Origin of the sequence: uncultured Ellagibacter sp., from assembly GCF_934643285.1 — a bacterium.
Classification (GTDB): Bacteria; Actinomycetota; Coriobacteriia; order Coriobacteriales; family Eggerthellaceae; genus Ellagibacter.
On the sequence record NZ_CAKUBT010000007.1, the window covers coordinates 1 to 21,733 of the forward strand.

Below are 21,733 nucleotides of genomic sequence, written 5' to 3' on the forward strand. Positions count from 1 at the left end.
TCCGCCCCGCCCCGCCGCTTCCTTCCGTCCGCGGCGCAAGGAGATATATTACGCGCACCCCCTCCCGCGGTCAAGGGGGAATCGCGTCTTTTTCCCGGGAGGGGGCGCCTCGGAGGGCTACATTCCCCATATGACCTGGGGCGACGCGCTTCTATTGCCCTTCGGGCCGTGTTCACATTCCCTCCATAAGTCCAGGAAGGGCGCTGGTAGACAGTGCGGGGCATCTCGACGCGCGAGGACGGGGGCCGACCAAATGTTCCCGAGCCCGACTAGCCAAGCGAGCCCGGTCCCTGGGCACTCCGAACAACTGTCGGGCAGAATCATTCGAAGCGAAATCCGCCGAAGGGGTCGACGCATCACTATATATAGTAGCGTTATGCCACTCAGAGATATTTCCCGCTTCATAGTGGCACCCTTACTATTAGAAGAGGCCGAGCGCTTCTCGAGCACTCGGCCTCTTGAATGGATGAGGCGATCGCCTATGGCATTCGCCCCGTGGTTCTCTTCCCTCTCGGCTCTACTCAGACTCAGCGAGCGCTTCGCCCATCTGCTCCGGCGTGAGGACGGCGCCCTCGCTGGAGAACTTCGCAAGGATTGCCTTCATCGCAGCAAGGTCGACCAGACGCTCCGCGTGCGACGTCATATTGCGCACCTTCACCTTGCCCTCGGAGAGCTCATCGGGACCAAGGATGGCGACCATCGATGCGTTCAGTTTGTCGGCAAGCTTGAACTGACTTTTCAGGCTGCGCTTCTGATGGTCCATATCGGCAGACTGCCCCGCATCGCGGAACGCCTGCACAAGGGAAAACGCCTCAGCGTGAACCGAGTCGTCAACGCATGCGACGAACAGGTCGCAATGTTGAGCGCGGGGGAACTCCACGCCCGTTGCCTGCAGTGCAAGCGCACAGCGCTCGTATCCAAGCGCGAACCCAAGACCCGGCGTCGGGCGTCCGCCCACTTCCTCGACGAGCTTGTCGTAGCGGCCACCGCCGCCGATCGCGTTCTGGCTTCCCATGCCGTTGTCCACCTGGACCTCGAACACGGTGCGCGTGTAATAGTCCAGGCCGCGCACCAACTTATAGTCCTCCTCGTAGGCGACGCCAGCAGCATCAAGATAGGCCTTCACCGCTTCGTAATGCTCACGGCAGTCCGGGCAGAGATGGTCGGAGATCTTCGGAGCGTTCTCCATCACATGAGCGCAAGCCTCGTTCTTGCAGTCGAATGCGCGCAGCGGATTGATCTCAGCGCGCGTCATGCACGTCTCGCACAGTTCATCGGCATGCTCGTTCATGTAGGAGCGGACGAGCTCGCGATAGGCGGGACGGCACTTCTCGCACCCCATCGAGTTGATGAGCAGGCGCATCGATTCGCGCGGGATGCCGATTGTCTCGTAGAAGCGCATGAGCATGATGATGGCCTCAGCGTCGATCGTCGGCTCCTCGGCGCCCAGGCACTCCACGCCCACCTGGTTAAACTGGCGCTGACGTCCCTTTTGCGGACGCTCCGCGCGAAACATAGGGCCCGCGTACATCAATTTCGCGGGCGCACCGCCCTGGGGAACGAGGTCATGCTGGGCCACCGCGCGCACGACGCCTGCCGTGCCTTCGGGACGAAGCGACAGGCGGCTTTTGCTCTTGATGGTGCCACCGTCGATGAGGCGCTTCAGGTTCTCGCCCGACACGGCGGTGAACATCTCCTTGGACACCACGTCGGTCGCTTCGCCGATGCCGCGGACGAACAGGTCGGTCTGCTCGAATATCGGGGTTTCGATGGGCACGTACCCGTAACGGGCGAAAACGGAGAATGCCGTCTCCTTAAAATGCAGCCAAAACGCCGCCTCGTCAGGTAGAAAGTCCCTCGTGCCTTCAGCAGCCTGCATTGCCATTGCGCCCACCTTTTCCTTCGTTTAGCTTGATTGCGATTTGCATTGTAACGTAAATGAAGCGCGGGCTCCGATTGCCCGCGCTTCAACATATTCCATCGGAGAGTGGCGACCACGCTGGAATCGGTCGCCGCCCGCCACTTACTTGAAGTACTCCACACCGCCTTCGATGAGCGGCTGATACGTGAAGTCCGGGATATTGCGATAGAGCCCGGCGCCCGAACGCTCAGTGTGGCCCATCTTGCCGAGAACGCGACCATCGGGACTCGTGATGCCCTCGATGGACAACACGCTGCCGTTGGGATTGACCGAAAGGTCCATCGACGGCTTGCCCTCCGCATCGACGTACTGCGTCGCCACCTGGCCGTTCGCGATGAGCTTCTCGATCAGCTCGGGGCTTGCCACAAAGCGACCCTCACCATGGCTGATGGCAACGGTGTGAGTGTCCCCCACCTTGCACTCGGAAAGCCACGGGGAAAGCGACGACGCCACGCGCGTGCGGACGAGGCGGCTTTGATGGCGGCCGATCGTGTTGAAGGTAAGCGTCGGGCATTCATCGGTCATGGGAACGATGTCGCCATAAGGCACAAGGCCGAGCTTGACGAGCGCCTGAAAACCGTTGCAGATGCCGAGCATGAGGCCGTCGCGGTTCTGCAGCAGGTCGCGCACCGCCTCGGTCACCTCGGGAGCGCGGAAGAACGCCGTGATGAACTTCGCCGAGCCGTCGGGCTCGTCGCCGCCGGAGAAGCCGCCGGGAATCATGACGATCTGGCTTTCGCGGATGGCGGCAGCGAGGGCGGCGATGCTCTCGGCGACCGCATCGGGCGTAAGGTTGTTCACAATGAGCGTGGTCGGCAGGGCGCCGGCGCGCTCAAACGCGTGCGCCGTGTCGTACTCGCAGTTCGTCCCCGGGAACACGGGGATGATGACGCGCGGCTTCGCAATCGAGCCGCTGTACACGAGCGGCAACTTGTCGTCGCAGGTGATGGGCGCAACGTCGGTGGCGCTGGATTCCGACTGGGCAGCAGCGCTACGATACGGGAACACCGACTCGATCGCGCCTTCCCACCTATCCTGCAAGCGAGCCAAATCGACCGCCTCGCCCGCAACCGAGAGCACGTAGTCCTCGGTCGTCGTGCCGAGAAGGGCAACGTCGAGGCACTCGGTCGCCTCGGGAAGCACCGCATCGTCGGAGAGTTCGACGATGAAGCTGCCGTATGCGGGGGTGAAGAGCGCATCGGCGTCGGCGTCTTCGAACGCCACACCGATTCCGTTGCCGACGCACATCTTGAACAGCGACTCCGCCGCGCAACCGTAACCAGGCGTCGACACGGCAAGGGCTGCACCTTCGCCGATAAGGCCCTCGACCGCGGCGATCGCCGCAAGCTCGTCCTCGGCAGCGGGCGCCACATCATCGGCGTCGTAACAGCGCGGAGCGATGAGCGCGACCCTGTGGCCAGCACCCTTGAACTCAGGGCTCGTCACGCGATCGACCTTGCCGACCGCAGTGGCGAAGGACACGAGCGTCGGGGGAACATCGAGGTCCTCGAACGAGCCCGACATGGAGTCTTTTCCTCCGATCGAGCCCAGCCCCAGATCGAGCTGCGCCTGAAGCGCACCGAGAACAGCAGCCGCGGGCTTGCCCCAGCGAGCAGGCTCGTTGCGCAGACGCTCGAAGTATTCCTGGAACGTAAGGTACATGTCCTCGCGCTTGAAGCCCGTGGCCACCAGGCGCGAAACGCTCTCGACGACGGCAATGTAGGAGCCGACGAACTGATTCTTCTCGGTGAGATAGGGGTTGAAGCCCCACGCCATGCCGGAGCACGTCGTGGTCTCGCCGTCGACCGGCAGCTTCGCCACCATGGCGAGCGCGGGCGTGAGCTGGTATTTTCCACCGAACGGCATGAGCACGGTAGCCGCGCCGATCGTGGAATCGAAGCGCTCGGAGAGACCCTTGTTGGAGCAGACGTTCAAGTCGCTCACGAGCGATTCCATGCGCTCGGCGAACGTGTCGCCCGCCCAGGTGCGCTTATAGGCGCCGCCCGCCTCGATGTGAACGTCCTGATGCTTCGGGGCACCGTTCGATGCCAAAAACTCGCGGCTCACGTCGACGATGGCCTCGTCGTTCCAGAAGATGCGCACGCGCGGCTCGGCGACGACCTCGGCGATCACCGTAGCTTCGAGGTTCTCCTCCTTGGCATACCCGAGGAACTCTTCCACATCAGCGGCGGCGATGGCGCAAGCCATGCGCTCCTGACTCTCCGAGATGGCGAGCTCAGTGCCGTCAAGGCCGTCGTATTTCTTCGGGACCTTATTGAGATTGATGCTCAGGCCGTCGGCGATCTCGCCCAGGGCAACCGACACGCCACCCGCGCCGAAGTCGTTGCAGCGCTTGATGAGGCGGCAGGCCTCGCCGCGGCGGAACAGCCTTTGAAGCTTTCGCTCGACGGGGGCGTTGCCCTTCTGCACCTCGGCACCGCAATGCTCGAGGCTTTCCAGGTTGTGCGCCTTCGACGACCCGGTTGCGCCGCCGATGCCATCGCGGCCGGTGCGCCCGCCTAAAAGAACGATGACGTCGCCCGGCTCGGGCTTCTCGCGACGTACATGATCGGCCGGGGTCGCCGCGACGACGGCACCGATCTCCATGCGCTTGGCGACGTAGCCCGGATGATATAACTCGTGGACAGAGCCTGTGGCCAGGCCGATTTGGTTGCCGTAGGACGAGTAGCCGGCGGCAGCCGTCGTCACGAGTTTGCGCTGCGGAAGCTTACCTTCAAGCGTTTCCGACACGGGAACCGTGGGGTCGCCCGCGCCGGTGACGCGCATGGCCTGGTACACGTAGCTGCGTCCCGAAAGCGGGTCGCGGATAGCGCCTCCCAGGCACGTGGCCGCGCCGCCGAACGGCTCGATTTCGGTGGGATGGTTGTGCGTCTCGTTCTTGAAGAGGTAGAGCCAATCCTCGTCCTTGCCGTCGACGTCGACCGTGCACTTCACCGTGCAGGCGTTGATCTCCTCGGACTCGTCGAGACCGGTCAGGATGCCTTGGGATTTCAGCCACTTCGCGCCGATGGTGCCCATGTCCATAAGGCAGATGGGCTTCTCATCGCGACCGAGCTCATGGCGCAGCTCAAGGTAGCGCTCGTAGGTCTCGCGCACCTGCTCGTCGTCGATCACGACGTTGGTGAGCTCGGTGCCGAACGTGGTATGGCGGCAGTGATCCGACCAGTAGGTGTCGATCATCTTGATTTCGGTGATGGTCGGACAGCGCTTCTCGCCCGCGAAATATTGCTGGCAAAACGCGATGTCCGCAAGGTCCATCGCCAAACCGCGCTCCTCGATGAACTGGGAAAGACCTGCCTCGTCCAAATCGAGGAAACCCTCGATGACCTCGACGGGCTTGGGCGTCGGGTGGGCGATCTGGAGCGTTTCGCGCGCAACGAGGCACGCCTCGCGCGTCTCGACCGGGTTGATGACGTAGTGCTTCACCGCAGCGAGCGCATCGTCAGTGCACTCGCCCTCGATGACGTAGACCTGCGTGAAGGCGACGTCGGGACGCTCACCCTGGCTGATGAACTGGATGCACTGCGACGCGGAGTCGGCGCGCTGGTCGAACTGGCCGGGCAGCGCTTCGACGGCGAACACGTGCACATTGGCGGGAGCTGCGGCGATTCCGGAGATGTCCGCCCCCTCCGCGGCGAGCTGCTTGGCGGTCTTGTCCGAGAACTCGACGCCCGCAACGGGAAACTTGCGCGAGGCGTCGTCGACCTGCGGCTCGGAGAACACCGTGGGGATGCAGCGCTCGAAAAGCTCCTCGTCGATACCCTCGACGTCGTAGCAGTTGATCAGGCGCAGGCGAGCTGTCTTCGCAAGCCCCTCGGGGACGGCGGTGTGCAGCTCGGCGAGCAGCTGTTGCGCTTCGACATCGAAGCCAGGCTTCTTCTCCACGTATACACGCGAAACCATGATGATCCTTTCCAGGGTGGCAGGCGATTACTTGTCGGCAGGCTTTGCAGCAGAAGCGGCATCGGCGGGTTTCGCAGCTTCGGCGGCGTCGACCTTCTTGCGGCCGAACAGGCCGCGCTTAGGCTTGATCTGCTCCTCGGCAACCTCCGCAGCGGCCTCTTCCTTCTGCTTTTCCGCCTCGCGCTCGGCTGCGCGCTTCGCCTTCTCGGCGCGTCGGCTTTCCTTGGTGTTCTGGGATTCCATTTCCATCTGGTACTTGCGGCGACACTTGCGGATCTTCGAGAAGTCGAGGTAGAACGCAAGGATGATGAGCACGTAGGACAAACCGAGCGTGACGTAGCTGATCCACGCAGGCTCCCACGAGCGGGCGAACCACGACAGCGCGACCATGATCACCGCGGCGATCAGGACGACCCACCAAAGGCGGCGCAGGCGCTTGTATTCCGCCGTGGGCGGATTGTAGTACTTGCGGTCGAGCTCGTTTTGCTTGGCGCGCTCGGCCTTGCGGCGAGCCTTCTGCTCCGCTTTTCTCTCCTGAGGGGTCTTCGTCGAGGACTGGATATGCACCGAGGAGGCAGCTTTCGACTTCGGCTTCGCCGAGGCCGCACTCTTGCGCGTCGTACCCTTAGGTCCCTCGTCCTGGTAGCGGTCGTTCATGTAGTTACGTTGTGACATGCGATGGTTCTTTCTCGTGGACACTTATTTCAAAAGCGGGAAGGCCCCTTAAGGCAGCGCGCTCGGCCGGGAATGCCCGCCTGCCGGCGCGGACCGGGGAGGCTCCCTATGCGAACGGGAACTTCTCGCCCGTGATCTTCTCGTAAGCCTCGATGTACTTCTCGCTCGTGCGCTTGATGACGTCCTCGGGAAGACGGGGCGGCTTGGTGCCGGACTCCTTGTCCCAATGGGCGGTGAGCCAATCGCGGACGTACTGCTTGTCGAAGCTCGACTGGCTTTTACCGGGCTCGTATTCGTCGCCTGGCCAGAAGCGCGAGGAGTCGGGGGTGAGGACTTCGTCGGCCAAGATGAGGCGACCGTCGACGCGGCCGAACTCGAACTTGGTGTCGGCGATGATGATGCCGTGGTCGGCTGCGTGGTCGCGCGCGGCGGTGTACACCTTGATGGCCGCATCGCGCAGCTCGGCCGCCGCCTCGTCGCCGATGATCTCGGCGCAGCGCTCGAAGCTGATGTTCTCGTCATGGTCGCCGATTTCGGCCTTGGTGGAAGGCGTGAAGATGGGCGTCTCGAGCTTGGAGGAGTTCACAAGGCCGCCGGGCAGCTCGATGCCGCAGACCGTGCCCTGCGCCTGGTACTCCTTAAGGCCGCTGCCCGCGAGGTACCCGCGCACGATGCACTCGATGGGATACATGTCGGCCTTCTTGACCAGCATGAACCGCCCTTCCAGCGCATCAGCATAGGGCTTGAAGCGCTCCGGCAGGTCGGCAACGTCGGCGGAGATGAGATGGTTCTCGATCACACCGTCGAGCAGTTTGAACCAGAAGCACGAAAGCTGCGTAAGCACCTGGCCCTTATGGGGAATCTCGTCCTCGAGAATGTAGTCGAACGCGGAGATGCGATCGGAAGCGACGACCAGAAGACGGTCGCCCAGATCGTAGAGGTCGCGAACTTTGCCTTGCGCATCGGGTTCGATGTCGATCACGCTCATGATTTCAGGTCCTTTCAAAACCTCGTTGCGAATATGCGGCGTACGAGCAAGTGCCCCGTGCGCCGACAAGCGATAATGAGTCGCGACCCATTATCGCGCACTGCCTTACTTTTTGCGATTGGAAGCGGATTTTCCTTCGGCCGAGCGTTGCTGGCGGGCGCCCGAGAGCAACTGCTGGCGGTGCTGCTGCTTTTGCTGCTGGCGCTGCCTTTGCTGCTCGCGCTTGTCGTTGGTGCGCGTGCGCTGCTCGTCGTAGAGGGGGAAATGGAGCGTGAAGCAGGCGCCTTTGCCCTTCTCGCCCTCGACCTGCACCCAACCGCCGTGGCGATCGACGATCTCCTTCACGACCGCAAGCCCGATACCTAAGCCGCCACTCGCGCGGTTACGCCCGGCGTCCGCCCTCCAGAAGCGCGAGAAGACCATCTTCGCCTCCTCGGGGGAAAGCCCGATGCCGGTATCGCGCACGGCGATCGAGGCCATGATGTCGCCCTTCGACACAGTGACCGACACATGCCCGCCTTCGGGGGTGTAGCGCACCGCGTTCGAGATGAGGTTGGCTGTGGCCTGGCGAATCATGTCGGGATCGCCCACGACGAGCACGCCTTTCTCGGCGCGGTACTCGAACGTGAGCCCCGAGTCGGCAACGAACGCCTCGTGCGTGGAGACGATGCTCTGGATGAGCTCGCCCACATCGACCACTTCCTCTTTCATGGGGGTGGCGCGGTTTTCCAGGCGGGAGAGCTTCAAGAGCGCATCAACCAGGCGACTTAAGCGCTGCACCTCGGAGTTCACGGTCTCGAGGCGCTCGGCATCGGCCTCGAACACGCCGTCGACCATCGCCTCGACGGTGGACTGGATGGCCATAAGCGGCGTGCGCAACTCGTGGGCGACGTCGGTTGTGAGACGGCGCTCCAGCTCGCGGTCCTTCTCGACCGACTCCGCCATCTCGTCGAAGGTCTCGCCCAGACGGGCGATCTCGTCCTCGCCGTGAAGATCGGTGCGCGCTGAGAGGTCGCCTTCCTTGATGGCGCGGGCCGTCTTCGTCATGCGGTTGATGGGGGCCACCAGATTGCGCGCGAACAAAAAGCCGATGCACGACGCGAGCACGATGGCCACGAGCGACGCGAAGAGCATAGCCTGGTAGGAATTCTCGCGGAACTCCTGGTCGGGGCCGCGCATAAGCGTATCCGACCCGTAGACCCAGATGCGTACGGAGCCGACGACCTTGTCGTCGACCACGATCTTGGCGAGCGCGACCTTCGAGGCGTCCTTCGGCTCGAAGGAGCTCGTGGCGTTCGGGATGCCGTTGATGCGGTTCGAGGAATCGAAGACGGTGACGTCGTTCTCGTCGACGACCTTGATGGCGATGCCCGGCGTAACCTCGAGCGCGGCCTCGACGGGCATGAGTGCCGCAGAGCTCTTGATGGTGAGCGCGCTGTCGGCCTCCATGCGCTCCTCGATGCGGCTGGCGGTCGTCTCCGCGAGGGTCTCCATGTTGGACGCGGTGTAGGTTTGGAAATGCTGCTCCCACACAAACGAGATGACGCCGATGGCGACAAGACCGGTCATCGCGGCGATGAGCGCGAACGCCAAGGTGACGCGCGCGGTGTAGGAAAGGCTCGTCCAGCCGAACTTGCGGCGGCGCTCCTTTCGCGCGAGCTTTCCCTGATGGGGCTCGCCCGTTGAAGCCCGCTCCTCGGAAGAGTCGGGCATGACGCGAATGCGGGCAGCCCCGCCGCCCGCATTCGCAGAGGGGCTCGACGTCTCTTCGGACGCCGAGCCGTTATGTGCTCGGTTCGTTTCGCTCACGGGTCACCCGCAGGCTATTTGCCGGATTTCGTGGGATCCTCGAAGCGATACCCCACGCCGTGGACAGTGTGCAGCCACTTCGGGTTGCGCGGATTGTCGCCGATCTTCGCGCGCAGGTTCTTCACGTGCGAGTCGATGGTGCGCTCGTAGCCCTCGAAGTCGTAACCGAGCACCTTTTCCACCAGCTCCATGCGAGAGTACACGCGGCCCGGATAACGGGAAAGCGTGGTGAGCAGCTTGAACTCGGAGGCCGTGAGGTCGACTTCCTCGCCCTTCACGAGAACCTTGTGACCGGAAACGTCGATCGTGAGGTCGCCGAACTCGAGCACTTCGCGCTGCGGCTCGGAGTCGGCGTGCACGCGGCGGAGCAGGGCGCGCACGCGCGCGACGAGCTCGCGGGGGCTGAAGGGCTTCACCAGGTAATCGTCGGCGCCCAGCTCAAGCCCGATGATGCGGTCTTCCACCTCGCCCTTCGCAGTGAGCATGATGATGGGCACATCGGAGTTGTCGCGGATGGCGCGGCAGACGCGCTCGCCGGGAACGCGTGGGAGCATAAGGTCGAGAACGACCAGGTCGAAATGATGCTTCTGGAATTCCTCAAGCGCCTCCTGGCCGTCGCCCACGGCGGTTACCCAGTAGTTTTCGCGCTCGAGATAAGCAGCGACCGCATCGCGGATCGCCTTTTCGTCTTCTACAAGAAGAATGCGTCGGGTTTCGTTGTTCATTGACGTCTCCTAACATGGGATTTTCCTGCGCGCATGGTTCATGCACGAGGCCGGCGGAGCGCGCAAGGCTTAAAGCCCACGGCGGACCGTCAGATTCGTCTTTGGGTTTATTGTAGCAATTGGGCGTATTCTCGCGCGAGGCGTAGGCGAAATGACACAATTACCACCATGCCAACGAAAAGACCCACTCCAGGAAAAAACAGCGCGCACGCGCAAAGAAGCCCTCGCCAAAGCACGCGGCGGGGCACTTCTGCGAGCTATCGCCCGCGTGCGGCGCATGCAACGCACGCGCCGACGGTCCGCGTCGCCGAAGGGCGCTCAGAGCAGGGCATCAAGGTTCCCGCCCCAGGCGGTGGGCAGGTCCTCCTCACCCGACGGCACTTCCTTTACGGCGCGATCGGCATCGGAGCCCTTGCCGTTGTCGGCGGGGGCATCGGCGTGGGAGTAAACGCCGCCTCGAAGGCGAACGAGCCCACCTTCAACACGCTGACCGTCTCTAAGGACGCCGTCACGTCGTGCTCCGCCGCGACGCCGGGCGACTTCACCGAAATCGAGGATTCAAGCACCGCGCTCGGGCTTTCAGGAACCTACGAGCTCCCCTACGGAACGCTCGTCTGGGCAAGCGACGATTCCCTCGCGGCGTGCCTCGTGCCCACCGACGGCTCGAAGCCACTTACGAAGGTGGTGTTGCTCTCCCTTTCGTCGGGCAACCAGACCACGGCGATTTCCCAGGCGAAAGGCCAAGAAGAAGGCTTCGAGATCTACGACGTGCGCGCGTGCGCGACCGGCATCGTGTGGACCGAGGCAAACATCCTCGACGGCACCTGGCGCATCTACAGCGCAGCGCTTTCGAATGGGGAACTCGGGACGGCGGCGCTGGCTGAAGAAGGCAGCGCCGATTGGGAGACCCCGACGCTCGCCGCATCGAGCGGATACGCCTTCTGGCAGGTTCTCCCTAAGAAGAACGGATCGGCGAGCAAGGAAGCGTCACGCCTGATGAGAGCACGTTTCGGCTCGAGCGACACCGAGGAGGCCTACACCTCGAAAGGCCGTATGTGCACACCGCCCTATGCGACGGGCGACTCCGTCGTCATCACCCCGCGCGCCGCGGCATCCTCGTCTCGCTACCAGCTCACGCGCATCGACGCGCAATCCGCAAGCGTGGTCGACTCCCTCGTGCTTCCCTCTTCGATGAAGCCACTCGAGGCGGGTTACGGCGACACGGGGTTCATGTTCTCGTTCGAAGCAATCTACAATTTCGGCGAAGGCATCGCCAACCTGGGAACATACATTCCCGCAAGCACCGTGCAGCCCGACACCGACGCGCAGGGCAACGCCTCGTACAGCCTGGTTCCGTGGTTCCGTCATGGCGTGACCCCCACCGCCCCGCCCGCATGGTGCGGTGGGTGGATCATCGCGAAGGACTCGTACAACGTGTGCGGGTTCAGCCCCGAGAGCAAGCAGTATTTCATGCTGGAGGTGAAGTCGGGCGCGCCGAGCTTCGGCGACTACCTGGCGTCGACCGGCTCGGTCAAGCGAGTCGTCACGTACTCGAACATCGACAACACCACGCTTCAGGGCGAATCGCAGCAGTACTGCTGCGTGCGCGTCTGGGAACCGGCTTAGCAGCCCTCCAGCCGCGCACGAGACCGGCATCCGCTGGGCGCTCAGACTACGAAGCCATCGCCCGCCTCCCAAGCCCTCACGCAAGGCGGGCATCGCAACCTTCACTTGGAGCCTGACTTCGCACGAGGCGACAATCCGCAAACCTACGACCCTGCAGCCCGACCTCGCGGAGCGGCAATCAACTCTACCGAAGCAGCAGCGATGAAGTTCGGGTCCTTGCTGTACAAAAACGACGATAAGTTATGAAGAAACAGTGAAGATAAGCGTTTTCGAGCTTCACTTATCCCGAAAACGTCCCAATCTATACACTTTCAAAACGAGTTATTCCCCATTTTCTTTAATTATGGGGTGCGGTACATATTTACTTCATAACTTATCGTCGTTTTTGTACAGGGGTGGCTCACCGAGGGCGTTAAAGACAAGATAAGGCCCTGAAACCCGAGCGGGCTTCAGGGCCTCGAAAAGCAGACGACGAAGAAAACCCGCCGCAAGGCGATCCCCGAGCCGAGACTCAAGCAGCCAGAATCCCAAACTCAAACGAGGGGCTTAGACCCGACCCTCGACTCAGGCTCCGAACCAAAACCCAGGCACCGAACCGGAACCCGAGCTCAAACCAAGCACGAGCCCTCAAGTCGAAGCAGTTAGAACTCCAGACCTTCGAGGCGCTTGAAGACCTCGTCTTTGCGCGTGAGGAAATCCCACGGATCGAAGATCTCGTCGAGCGTTTCCTTCGTAAGCTTCGCCTCGGGGTCGGCCTCCAGGCGCTCGCGATACGTCGGTCCCTCGACGGCGTTCTGGATATCCTCCCACACCTTCATGGCGTTGCGCTGCACGATGACGTACGCCTCTTCGCGCGTGATGCCCGTCTGCACGAGCGCGAGCAGCACCTTCGAGGAGAAGATGAGCCCGCGGGTGCGCCACAGGTTGTGCTCCATCTTGTCGGGGTAGGTCTGCAAGCCGTCCAAGATCCACTGCATCTTGCCGAACATGTAATCGAGCGCCGTGAAGGAGTCGGCCAGCGCGACGCGCTCGGTGCCGGAGTGGGAAATATCACGCTCGTACCAAAGCGCCACGTTGTCAAGCGCCACCTGGTCGTTCGCCTTCACCACGCGCGCGAGGCCGCAAACGCGCTCGGCGGTGATGGGGTTGCGCTTGTGGGGCATCGCCGACGAGCCCTTCTGGCCCTTCTTGAACGGCTCCTCCGCCTCGATCACGTCGGACTGCTGAAGCAGGCGCACCTGCATCGCGATCGACTCGAGCGTCGCCGCGGCGCATGCGAGCGCGCACATGACCTGCGCGTGGCGGTCGCGCGCGAGCACCTGGGTCGAAAGCGGGTCAGGCGTAAGTCCCAGTTTCTCGCATACGTACTGCTCGACGAAGGGGTCGATAGAAGAATACGTGCCCACCGCGCCCGAGATGGCGCCCGTCGCGGCAACTTCGCGTGCCTGCTCGAGACGCGTCTGAGCGCGCTTCAGAGCCCAAGCCCAGCTGCCGAACTTCATGCCGAAGGTCATCGGCTCGGCATGGATGCCGTGAGTGCGGCCCACGCACAGCGTGTTCTGGAACTCGAAGGCGCGGCGCTTGCACGTCTCACCAAGCTGCTTCACGTCGGCCAAGATGATGTCGATCGCCTGGGTGATCTGGTAGGAAAGCGCCGTGTCTCCCAGGTCGCTGCTGGTCATGCCGTAGTGCACCCAGCGCGAGGGCTTCTCCTCGCCCTCCGGCACATCGGCATCGATGTACTCGGCCATGTTGGTGGTGAAGGCGATGACGTCGTGGTTGGTGACCTTCTCGATCTCGTCGATGCGCTCGACGGTGAAGTCGGCATGGTCGCGAATCCACTTCGCCTCCTCTTTCGTAATGCCGGCTTTCCCCAGCTCAGCCTGCGCCTCGCACGCCAGGATCTCGATTTCCTTCCAAATGGAGAACTTGTTTTGAAGCTCCCAGATTGCGCCCATCTCAGGACGCGTGTAGCGGTTGATCATTGCGCTTGCTCGCCTTTCCCGTGTCGATCGTTCCCGTTTTGCTTGTCGCTAGCATACTATACGCCCGCGCGCGCCGGCTAAAGCCCCTTGAACAAAGCGCGTACGCGGTCGAGCGCTTCGGTGTCGGCGACGACGACCGCCTTGTCCCCGGGGTGCAGCACGGTGTCGTGGCGCACCACCTCGACGTCGTCGGCGGTGTCGACGGCAACGATCAGACTGCCGTCGGGCATGGGGATGTCGCGCGCGAGCACGCCGTCGGCGTTCGAGTGGTAGCGCATGCGCGGCACCGTGACCTCGGAAAGCGCAACGTTGCCGTGCGTGAGCGAGGACACGACGCTCACCGAGCCCATAAGCGCTTCCTCTTCGATCATGTTCGCGATGAGCGTGGTGGAAGAGACGCTCTCGATGCCGACCTCGTGGAAGATGCGCATGTTCTTCGGGCTGTTCACGCGCGCGATGCATCGGGGCACGCTGAACACGCGCTGCGCGATCTCGCACGACACGAGGTTGCTGTCGTCCTGGCCGGTCGTGGCGACGAACACGTCGGCGTGGCGGATGCCTGCGTCCTCTTGGAATTTCGAGTCGCAGCCGTCGCCGTGGATGATGAGGTAGCGGCCCGTGAGCTCCACCGACAGACGGTCGGCGGTGCGTCGGTTCTGCTCGATGACGGCGACTTCGTTGCCGCTCTTCAGAAGCACGTTCGCAAGATAGGCGCCGATCTTTCCGCCGCCGTTGATCACTACATACATGAATGCCCTTTCGCGGAAGAGGCGCGGCGCCCGCAAGGCACGGCGTGCGATGCGGACAGACGAGCCCCTACTCCTGGATGTATTTGCTGAACAGGGGGATAAGCTCGTGGCGCACGCACGCGAGCACCGAATCCCCCTGGTAGAGAACGCTTTCCTTGTTGGGAATGGAACTCGCCGACCCATCACCGCGCTCGAAAGCGATGATGCGGATGTCGTGATCGCGCTCGAGCTCGCCCACGCGGATCGTGCGCTTCCCCTCGCGGGAGCTCAGATCGAGGGAGAATCGCAGCACCTCGAATTCCCCGAAGGTGTCGATATGCGCGCCGTGGCCCGACACCACCTTCGAGAACACGTCCTCGGCGACGAGCGATGTGCCGCACACGTAGTCGATGCCAAGCTGCATGTAGGCGCGCTCGTGGTCGGGGTTGTACAGGCGCGCGATCACATGGGGAACGCCGAACAGACGGCTTGCGACCTCCGCGACCATGAGGTTCGTGTTGTCGAGCTGCGTGACGGCCGCGACGACATCGCAGTCGTCCACACCCGCCTTCACGAGGGTGTCCTCGTCGAAGCCGACGCCCTGCAGCGTGGAGCCGTTGAAGTTGCGGCCGAGGTTCGCGAATGCGTCGGCGCTCCTGTCGATCACGCAGACGTTGCTCCCGTTGTCGGAAAGCATGTTGGCGAGCTGTGAGCCCACGCGCCCGCACCCTACCACAATGACATTGCTCATAAATCGCCTTTCGCCGCGACGCCGTTTAGGTGCTTAGCATAGCGCATGCGGAAAAGAAAAGGCCGGACTCGCGCCCGGCCTTCAACCTTACGTTAGATTTTCGACATTTCCCGAAGCGTGTCATGGAACCAGTTGTCGTAGTTCGGCGGACAATACTTCTGGGCGTTCGAGTAGCTGATGGTGTAGCCATACCCCTTCGCAAGGCCTGCGACATGGGCGTTGATGGCTTCTTCCCACGAGCTCCAACCAGTAGAGCCCCAGCCCCACGCGTTGTGCAGCAGGAAGCAGTTCGTGCCCTTGGTGGACTCGGTGTTGGAAATAGCCGGCGACCAGCGAGGGTCGACGCCGTTTTCCCATGCAGCGGTGGCGAAGGTTTCGCCTTGGCCGGCAAGCGGAGAACCCGCAAGGTAATTGTTGATGCGGTTTGTCCACTCGGAGATGAAGGCGTCCTTGCCGCAGCTCCAATCCACTTCGGTGAGCTGGGACATCGCAGAAGAGGCATCAGTGGTGCGCGCCTTGGCGAGCGCCTGCTCGGCAGCCTGGATGCGAGCCTGCTCCTCGGCGAGAGCAGCTTGCTCGGCGGCGATGCGCTCGGCTTCCTTCTCGGCCTCGACGGCCTGAACACCTTGGGTGATGTCGCGCGATGCGGGCTGCGACAAGACGCTGCCGACCGATGCGTCGGACACGTTGGAGACAAGCACCTCGGCAGCAGGCGCCGAAGAGGCCGTGCCACCGAACGGAGACGACGAGCCGCCTGCCGCGGCAAGGCCGTAGCCGAAGCAGCCGACCGCCACGACGGAGGCGCACCCGATCGCGGCGATTTTCGCGACCAAACCCGTCTTCTTCATATTATTTCGACGTGTTACCACGCAGTGTCAACCTTTCTCGAACAGCACGAGAACTAACCGCCGAAGCGGTGACAGCGTATTGAATTGTGGGTGGGATTGCTGCCAAGAGAAGAACTTATGCTGTTGTTTGCAAGGCAAGATTTTACCTTATGCGAGGGTTTCAACGCAAAAACTTGTGAAGAACGCTCCACTGTTTGTTCGATATTACGCAGCAGATTCTTTATCGTCCCTGGTAGTTATTATTTTCAATTTTGGATTGAACAAGAACGAATTTCACACTCAGCGGAACGAGCACGGCGGTTTCGGGGGCAAATGGCCGACCCCCACATAGGTTTGCCGCTCGCTTTCGGAAGACGGCGCGGCGCAATCGATGGGCCCGAATTTCTCGGAGGACGCCGACTCGGGACGGACGTCGAACACGTCCCCGGAAACCGACGATTTCGGCAAGACGAAGATGAGCGCCACATAGGCCACGGCGAGAAGGCCGCCCGTGAGCAACGTGCCCGCGACGACGAGGATGCGCACGACGATCGGGTCGATGCCGAAGTAACGCGCAACGCCCGCGCACACGCCTCCGAGCCGCGCGTTCGCATCTCGCGTGAGCTTCCTTCCGACCACGGTGCCGTCCCTTTCGTCCTAGTGCGTCTTTTCCTACTGGCCTTCCCCCTCTTCGGCGACGTCGGCCCCACCGGCCAGACGCTCCACGCGAATGGTGGAAATGCGCGAACGGCGCATACGCTCGATCTTGAACGAATAACCGCCCACCGTGAACTCATCGCCCATCTCCGGCACGAAATCGAGCGTGTCGATCAGCCAGCCGGCGATGGTCTCGTAGTCCTCCGACTCGGAGGCCGGCCAGCCGAGCGCCGCCGCGTCCTCGACCGGGAAGCGTCCATCGACGCGCCATACGCCGTCGGAGAGCTTGGTGATTTCCTTGCCCTCCATGTCGTACTCGTCGACGATTTCGCCTACGATTTCCTCGATGATGTCCTCAACGGTAATTAAACCATCGGTCCCACCGTATTCGTCCACCACGATGGCCATCTGTTGCCGATTCGTTTGCATTTCCTTGAGCAGCGGGAAGATGTCCTTGGTCTCGGGGACGAACAGGGGCTCGAAAGCGTACTTCGCGGCAAGGTCGTCCTCGCGGCCGTCGATGAGCGGCCCAACGAGATTTTTGTAATGCACGATGCCGATGATGTGGTCGGCGTCCTCGTGGAAGATGGGAAGGCGCGAGTAGCCCGTGCCGTGCATGCGCTCGACCGCCGTGCGCACCGTCTCGGTGTCCTCGACCATAATCATGTCGACGCGTGGCTGCATGATTTCATGTACCGACATGTCGCCCAAGTCGATGATGTCGTGGATCATGCGCTTCTCGTCGTCGGCGAGCTCATCGTTATCGGCGACGATGTCTTTGATTTCCTCCTCGGAGACCGTTTGCTTCTTCGCCGATCCGAAACGTGAGAAGAAGCCGGTCAGGCCCTTCTGCTCCTCGTCGCTCATCGTAATCATCCACTCCTCGCGCTCTTAGGGGACGTCAACCCCGAAAATCCATCCGCTGCGCCCGCGACAGTGCGGACGCGCACCTCGCCGCTACATCACATACAGCGCCACGGCCAGAAACTGCAGCACGCTCGCCGCTACGACCATCACGTGGAACACCGAATGCATGTAGGGAATCTTCTTCAACACGTAGAATACGCAGCCGACCGTATAGACCAGACCGCCCGCGACCAGGAGCGCAAGACCCTCCATGGGAAGGTTCGCCACGAGAGCCGGCAGATACGCAACGACGCACCACCCCAGAAGAAGGTAGAGCAACGCCGAGATCCAGCGCGGGCGAAATACCCAGAACGCCTCGCAGGCAATGCCCGCAAGCGCTACGGCCCACACGAACACAGCCAGGTAGATTCCCCCGTCGTTTCCAAGCGTGACCAGGCAAAACGGCGTATACGTTCCCGCGATAAACAGGTAGATCCCACTGTGGTCGAGCACCTTGAACACACGCTTGGCGCGGTCTACCGCAATAGCGTGGTACAGCGTCGACATGAGGTATTCCACCAGCATGGTGATGGTGTAGACGAGCGCCGCCGCAAGCTTCACGCCGCCGCCTGCGCGCACCGCGATCACCACGAGAATGGGGATCGCCGCAATGGAAAGAAGCGCGCCGATGCCGTGCGTCACGGAGTTGGCGATTTCCTCGCCGAGCGTGTACTCGCGCACGTTGCGGCGGGCGCGGTCGGCGTTCGCAGACGTGTTGGCGGGCTCGTTTCTATGCTCGCGCGCCTCGGAAAGGGTGCGCGGCTTGAACTGGGAAGGGGTCCACGCCCGAGGCGCGGAGGGACGATCTTGCGCGCACGAAGGCGACGCGGCGGGCAGAGGGGCGTCTTTGCGGGCGGCAGGCCCAGGCGCTGAAGGGTCAGGCGCCGAACTTCGGCCGCCTTTCGAATCGGATGTCGCATGTGTGTCCATACATTTCACTCTATCACATTTCCCCCAGGGACAAGCCACGCCAGCCATGCGGCAGCATCTTCTTCACATGCGTCGATCAGCCTGGTCGAGGTGCCCTGCAAACCCGCAGCTGTCCACGCGGTGACAGTCGCCACCTTCGCACGGCGCTGGAAGGGGTTCGACTTCGAGAAGCCGAACTGGATCTTCTCGCGAGGCAGGCAAACCGAAACTGTGCCGAGGCCGCCGTTTCTCACCTGCATAAAGCGCCTGTTGAACGAAAACCACGACGAGCGCGCCCAAAGCACCGCGCTCACGGCGGCGAGCACCTCGGCAACCGCACACGCAACGTAGCCTAAAAGCGCGATCCGGTCGAACCAGAAGAGTTCCCCCGCCGACATGAAATCGTCGCCATAAGCGCTTACGCCGAACATCACGCCCACGTGGAGAAGAGCAAGAGCCACGGCGCACCAAAGCCCCCATCCTTGGATGACCGTGCGCCTGACCAGCGCACGGCGAAGAGCCACCTTAGGAACGCGACGGCGCTCGGTCGGCATGTCGGCGAACTCGGGAATGAGCCCCGCGACGATCTCGGGCACGCGATCGACCTTCACGAAGGGATGCACGACGAGCGCACCCTCGGAAAGGGAGTCCTCCATGCCACCCGACCCGCTCGACGCGTCCACCTTCCCGAGCGACAGCTCGCAGAAGCCGAAGATGCGTCTGACGAAAGTCTGCTTCACGATAACCGACTGCACGCGATCAACCGACACACCGTGGAACCTGTGCTGGAGAAGGCCGCGCTCGACCTCAATGCGGTCGCCGCGGCGGCGCGCCTTGAAGCCTCCGAAGGAGATGCAGGTGCCGAGCGCCGACATCACCCACACGAACAGGGACAACGCGATGAAGCCGACAGCGATAAGGGCGATGATGCTATTGCCGAAAAGCGCGAGGCCCGCGTCGGCGAGCACTTCCGCGACGGCTCCGCCCGCCTCGCCCACCATCTGCGAGACGAAATCGGCGACCTGCGAGAACACGCCGATGATGCCGACGACGACGAGAATCAGCGTCGTGCTGTTCGAAAGCCCGGTGAGAATGAGCTCGCTGTTGGTTATGCCGTACTGGAAGGAGATGTGCCCCGTGTCGACCTCGCTCCCGGCGAATACGCCGCGCACGTCGTCCCACACCTCAGCGGGCGCATCGAGCACGTTGCCGAAGCTGCTCGGGGCGTCGGCTTCCCGAAAAGGCGCCCCGACGGCCGCCGACTTGCGAGCGAACAGGTCGGCCCGCAGCGCCTCCGCGTCGGCCTTGCGCAAAAACGGCACCGACACAGCCTTGTTCGACGCGCCGCCCGCCGTGTCGATCTGCACCGTGCACACGCCGAACACGCGCTGGAGAAGCGAGGCTGTCTGGTCGACCGACTGGATGCGCCGGTAGGGCACATGCACACGCTTTTTGTTGAAGATGCCCGAATAGAAGCTGAATTCCTCGTCGCCGAACTCGTACCAGATGTGCTTGTAGGACACGAGGCGGTAGATGAGGCTCGTGGCGAGCGAAACGACCACCGTGCCAAGGAAAAGCAGGACGATGACAATCGTCGCAAACCCGCCGTTCACGAACTGCCCGAGGCTGTCGGGGTTGAACAACTCGGGGATGATCTGGGGAAGCGCGCCGACAAGAAGCGCCGCGAACACCGCAGCGGCACCCTGAAGACCGCCAAGCCAGATGTAGCTGGAATGGACCGCGTGCCTCTCGCGATTCCCACGCATCCCGCGCCTCTCGCGATTCTCGCGGTTTTGGACCCCGTCCATCACATGTCCTCGCGCGCGATGCGGGCAAGCTCGGCCGCGCGGTCACGCACCTGGTCGGCGACGTCGTTCGCAAGCCCGGGAATTACGTGCTCGCCAGCGGCCGTGGCGACGGTGACGCTCGAGAGACCGAAGGCGCGTAGAATCGGCCCCTGGCGTGCGTCGGTGTTCTGGACGCGGATGAAGGGGATGATGTAGCGCTTGCGCCAGATAATTCCCTTGGCGATGTCGAGGTAGTCGTCGTGAAGCTCGTAGCGCCAGCGAACGTAGCGGATGGGCGGCAGCACGACGAGGAACGCCACAAGCAGCACCGCAGCAATGGCCGAGAGCACGGCGATGAGGGCGAACGCCCAAGGCGCCGGTTCGACTGCGGCGCAAATGGCGAAGGGGACAGCGCAGCAGAGGTAGCCGAGCACGATCCAGATGGTGTCGTTTACCCGCCACACATTCTTCACCCGAGGATCGAGCTTGCTTTGAGGGGTCCCGTTCATGAGGAAAGCCTTTCTCGAACGCGCCCGCGATGCGAACGCTTCACCATGATAGCAAGTGTCGGCAAACTTTTTGTAAAGCGAACGAGAAAGCCCAACGCCGCCAAGAGTGATGTCGCCATCGAACCTGTTCACGGCATCGATGGCATTTGTCGCCTTTTTGCAGAAGGCCGCATGCGCCAGCCAAATTGTGTACGATGGAAAGGCTGAATCGATTGCGCAGCAGAAAAGAGGGAATCATGAAATACCAGGAGCTGCAAGACGAAGTGAAGGCCGCGCTGAAAGCGCACGACAAGCCGCGCGTGTCCATCCTGCGCCAGGTGCACGGCGAGGTGAAGAACATCGAGGTGAACGAGCGCCGCGAGATCACGGACGCCGACGTCGACGCCATGCTCAAGCGCGTGATCAAGCAGACGAAGGAGACGCTTGAAGGCTCCATCAAGGCGGGGAACAACCAGGAGCGCACCGACCTTCTCGCCGCGCAGGTGGAAATTCTTGAGTCGTATCTTCCCAAGCAGGTTTCGGGCGACGAGCTTATCGCGCTCATCGAGAAGACGCTCACCGAGACCGGTGCCACCTCGAAGAAGGAGATGGGGAAGGTGATGGGCGCGCTCACGAAGGCGACCGGCGGAAACTTCGACAAGGCCGCGGCCGCGGCCGAGCTCGGCAAGCGTCTCGCCTAGCACAGGACCCACGCGACCCGCTGCGACGTTTTGGAGACAGCGCCCGACCGTTTCGATGCCCGCAAGGACTTCAAAGCGGTCGGGCGCTTTTTTGCGGGCAATCGGCTTGCGTTGTGCGAGATGACGGGCTGAACCGTTGTACGTGGGACAACAAAAAACGCCCGCAGGCGTTTCGTTTCGAGGAGAGGAGGCCGGTGAGGGCGAGGGGGGGGTAGGCCCTCACCGGCTTGTGATGGATGGCCAGACGAGAGGAGCCTCCACCACCGGGTCAGCATTAAGAAGTGTGCTGGTCAGCGGGTTCGTTTTCTTGAGAGAGAGGGGGGGTT

The 21,733-nt window shown here is 62.6% G+C and carries 17 protein-coding genes; 2 read left to right on the forward strand and 15 right to left on the reverse strand.

The window, feature by feature from the left end; all coding sequences use genetic code 11:
- Nucleotides 1–517 precede the first annotated feature (517 nt).
- The 6 genes from hisS to Q0I65_RS05025 all read right to left on the reverse strand — a co-directional run bounded on the left by hisS (nucleotide 518) and on the right by Q0I65_RS05025 (nucleotide 10,042).
- On the reverse strand, nucleotides 518–1,885 hold the full coding sequence (hisS, locus tag Q0I65_RS05000; protein WP_296060645.1) for a histidine--tRNA ligase: 1,368 nt from the start codon (nucleotides 1,883–1,885) through the stop codon (nucleotides 518–520).
- A gap of 138 nt (nucleotides 1,886–2,023) precedes the next feature.
- A complete protein-coding gene (locus Q0I65_RS05005; RefSeq protein ID WP_296060646.1) occupies nucleotides 2,024–5,845 on the reverse strand; it encodes a phosphoribosylformylglycinamidine synthase in 3,822 nt (1,273 codons plus the stop codon).
- Nucleotides 5,846–5,872: 27 nt separating this feature from the next.
- Entirely contained in the window at nucleotides 5,873–6,520 is a 648-nt protein-coding gene (locus Q0I65_RS05010; protein ID WP_296060649.1) for a hypothetical protein, read from the reverse strand.
- 106 nt (nucleotides 6,521–6,626) lie between these two features.
- Entirely contained in the window at nucleotides 6,627–7,508 is an 882-nt protein-coding gene (locus Q0I65_RS05015) for a phosphoribosylaminoimidazolesuccinocarboxamide synthase (protein ID WP_277012202.1), read from the reverse strand.
- A gap of 105 nt (nucleotides 7,509–7,613) precedes the next feature.
- On the reverse strand, nucleotides 7,614–9,317 hold the full coding sequence (locus Q0I65_RS05020; RefSeq protein WP_366513225.1) for a HAMP domain-containing sensor histidine kinase: 1,704 nt from the start codon (nucleotides 9,315–9,317) through the stop codon (nucleotides 7,614–7,616).
- A 14-nt stretch (nucleotides 9,318–9,331) separates the two neighbouring features.
- A complete protein-coding gene (locus Q0I65_RS05025; protein WP_158048812.1) occupies nucleotides 9,332–10,042 on the reverse strand; it encodes a response regulator transcription factor in 711 nt (236 codons plus the stop codon).
- Nucleotides 10,043–10,210: 168 nt separating this feature from the next.
- Here Q0I65_RS05025 and Q0I65_RS05030 point away from each other — a divergent pair, with 168 nt between their 5' ends.
- Nucleotides 10,211–11,668 carry a Tat pathway signal protein gene (locus tag Q0I65_RS05030; protein ID WP_296060658.1) on the forward strand — a complete coding sequence of 486 codons (1,458 nt, stop codon included), beginning with the start codon at nucleotides 10,211–10,213 and terminating at the stop codon, nucleotides 11,666–11,668.
- A 641-nt stretch (nucleotides 11,669–12,309) separates the two neighbouring features.
- Here Q0I65_RS05030 and purB read toward each other — a convergent pair.
- From purB to Q0I65_RS05075, 9 genes are all read right to left on the reverse strand, one after another.
- Nucleotides 12,310–13,653 carry an adenylosuccinate lyase gene (gene purB, locus Q0I65_RS05035; RefSeq protein WP_296060660.1) on the reverse strand — a complete coding sequence of 448 codons (1,344 nt, stop codon included), beginning with the start codon at nucleotides 13,651–13,653 and terminating at the stop codon, nucleotides 12,310–12,312.
- Between the two features lie 77 nt (nucleotides 13,654–13,730).
- Complete coding sequence (locus tag Q0I65_RS05040) at nucleotides 13,731–14,402, reverse strand: TrkA family potassium uptake protein (protein WP_158048817.1); 672 nt, start codon at nucleotides 14,400–14,402, stop codon at nucleotides 13,731–13,733.
- 67 nt (nucleotides 14,403–14,469) lie between these two features.
- Nucleotides 14,470–15,132: a TrkA family potassium uptake protein gene (locus Q0I65_RS05045; RefSeq protein WP_296060667.1), complete on the reverse strand. Its 663-nt coding sequence runs from the start codon at nucleotides 15,130–15,132 to the stop codon at nucleotides 14,470–14,472.
- Between the two features lie 92 nt (nucleotides 15,133–15,224).
- Entirely contained in the window at nucleotides 15,225–16,001 is a 777-nt protein-coding gene (locus Q0I65_RS05050; RefSeq protein ID WP_296060669.1) for a CMP-2-keto-3-deoxyoctulosonic acid synthetase, read from the reverse strand.
- Nucleotides 16,002–16,259: 258 nt separating this feature from the next.
- The gene (locus tag Q0I65_RS05055; protein WP_296060674.1) at nucleotides 16,260–16,598 is read right to left on the reverse strand and encodes a PspC domain-containing protein; all 339 of its coding nucleotides are present in this window, start codon (nucleotides 16,596–16,598) and stop codon (nucleotides 16,260–16,262) included.
- Between the two features lie 33 nt (nucleotides 16,599–16,631).
- Entirely contained in the window at nucleotides 16,632–17,492 is an 861-nt protein-coding gene (locus tag Q0I65_RS05060; RefSeq protein ID WP_296060676.1) for a hemolysin family protein, read from the reverse strand.
- An 81-nt stretch (nucleotides 17,493–17,573) separates the two neighbouring features.
- Nucleotides 17,574–18,452: a hemolysin III family protein gene (locus Q0I65_RS05065; protein ID WP_366513227.1), complete on the reverse strand. Its 879-nt coding sequence runs from the start codon at nucleotides 18,450–18,452 to the stop codon at nucleotides 17,574–17,576.
- A 5-nt stretch (nucleotides 18,453–18,457) separates the two neighbouring features.
- The gene (locus Q0I65_RS05070) at nucleotides 18,458–20,197 is read right to left on the reverse strand and encodes a PH domain-containing protein (RefSeq protein ID WP_296060679.1); all 1,740 of its coding nucleotides are present in this window, start codon (nucleotides 20,195–20,197) and stop codon (nucleotides 18,458–18,460) included.
- A 41-nt stretch (nucleotides 20,198–20,238) separates the two neighbouring features.
- Complete coding sequence (locus tag Q0I65_RS05075; RefSeq protein ID WP_296060683.1) at nucleotides 20,239–20,727, reverse strand: PH domain-containing protein; 489 nt, start codon at nucleotides 20,725–20,727, stop codon at nucleotides 20,239–20,241.
- A 236-nt stretch (nucleotides 20,728–20,963) separates the two neighbouring features.
- Here Q0I65_RS05075 and Q0I65_RS05080 point away from each other — a divergent pair, with 236 nt between their 5' ends.
- A complete protein-coding gene (locus tag Q0I65_RS05080) occupies nucleotides 20,964–21,407 on the forward strand; it encodes a GatB/YqeY domain-containing protein (RefSeq protein ID WP_276997365.1) in 444 nt (147 codons plus the stop codon).
- Nucleotides 21,408–21,733 lie beyond the last annotated feature (326 nt).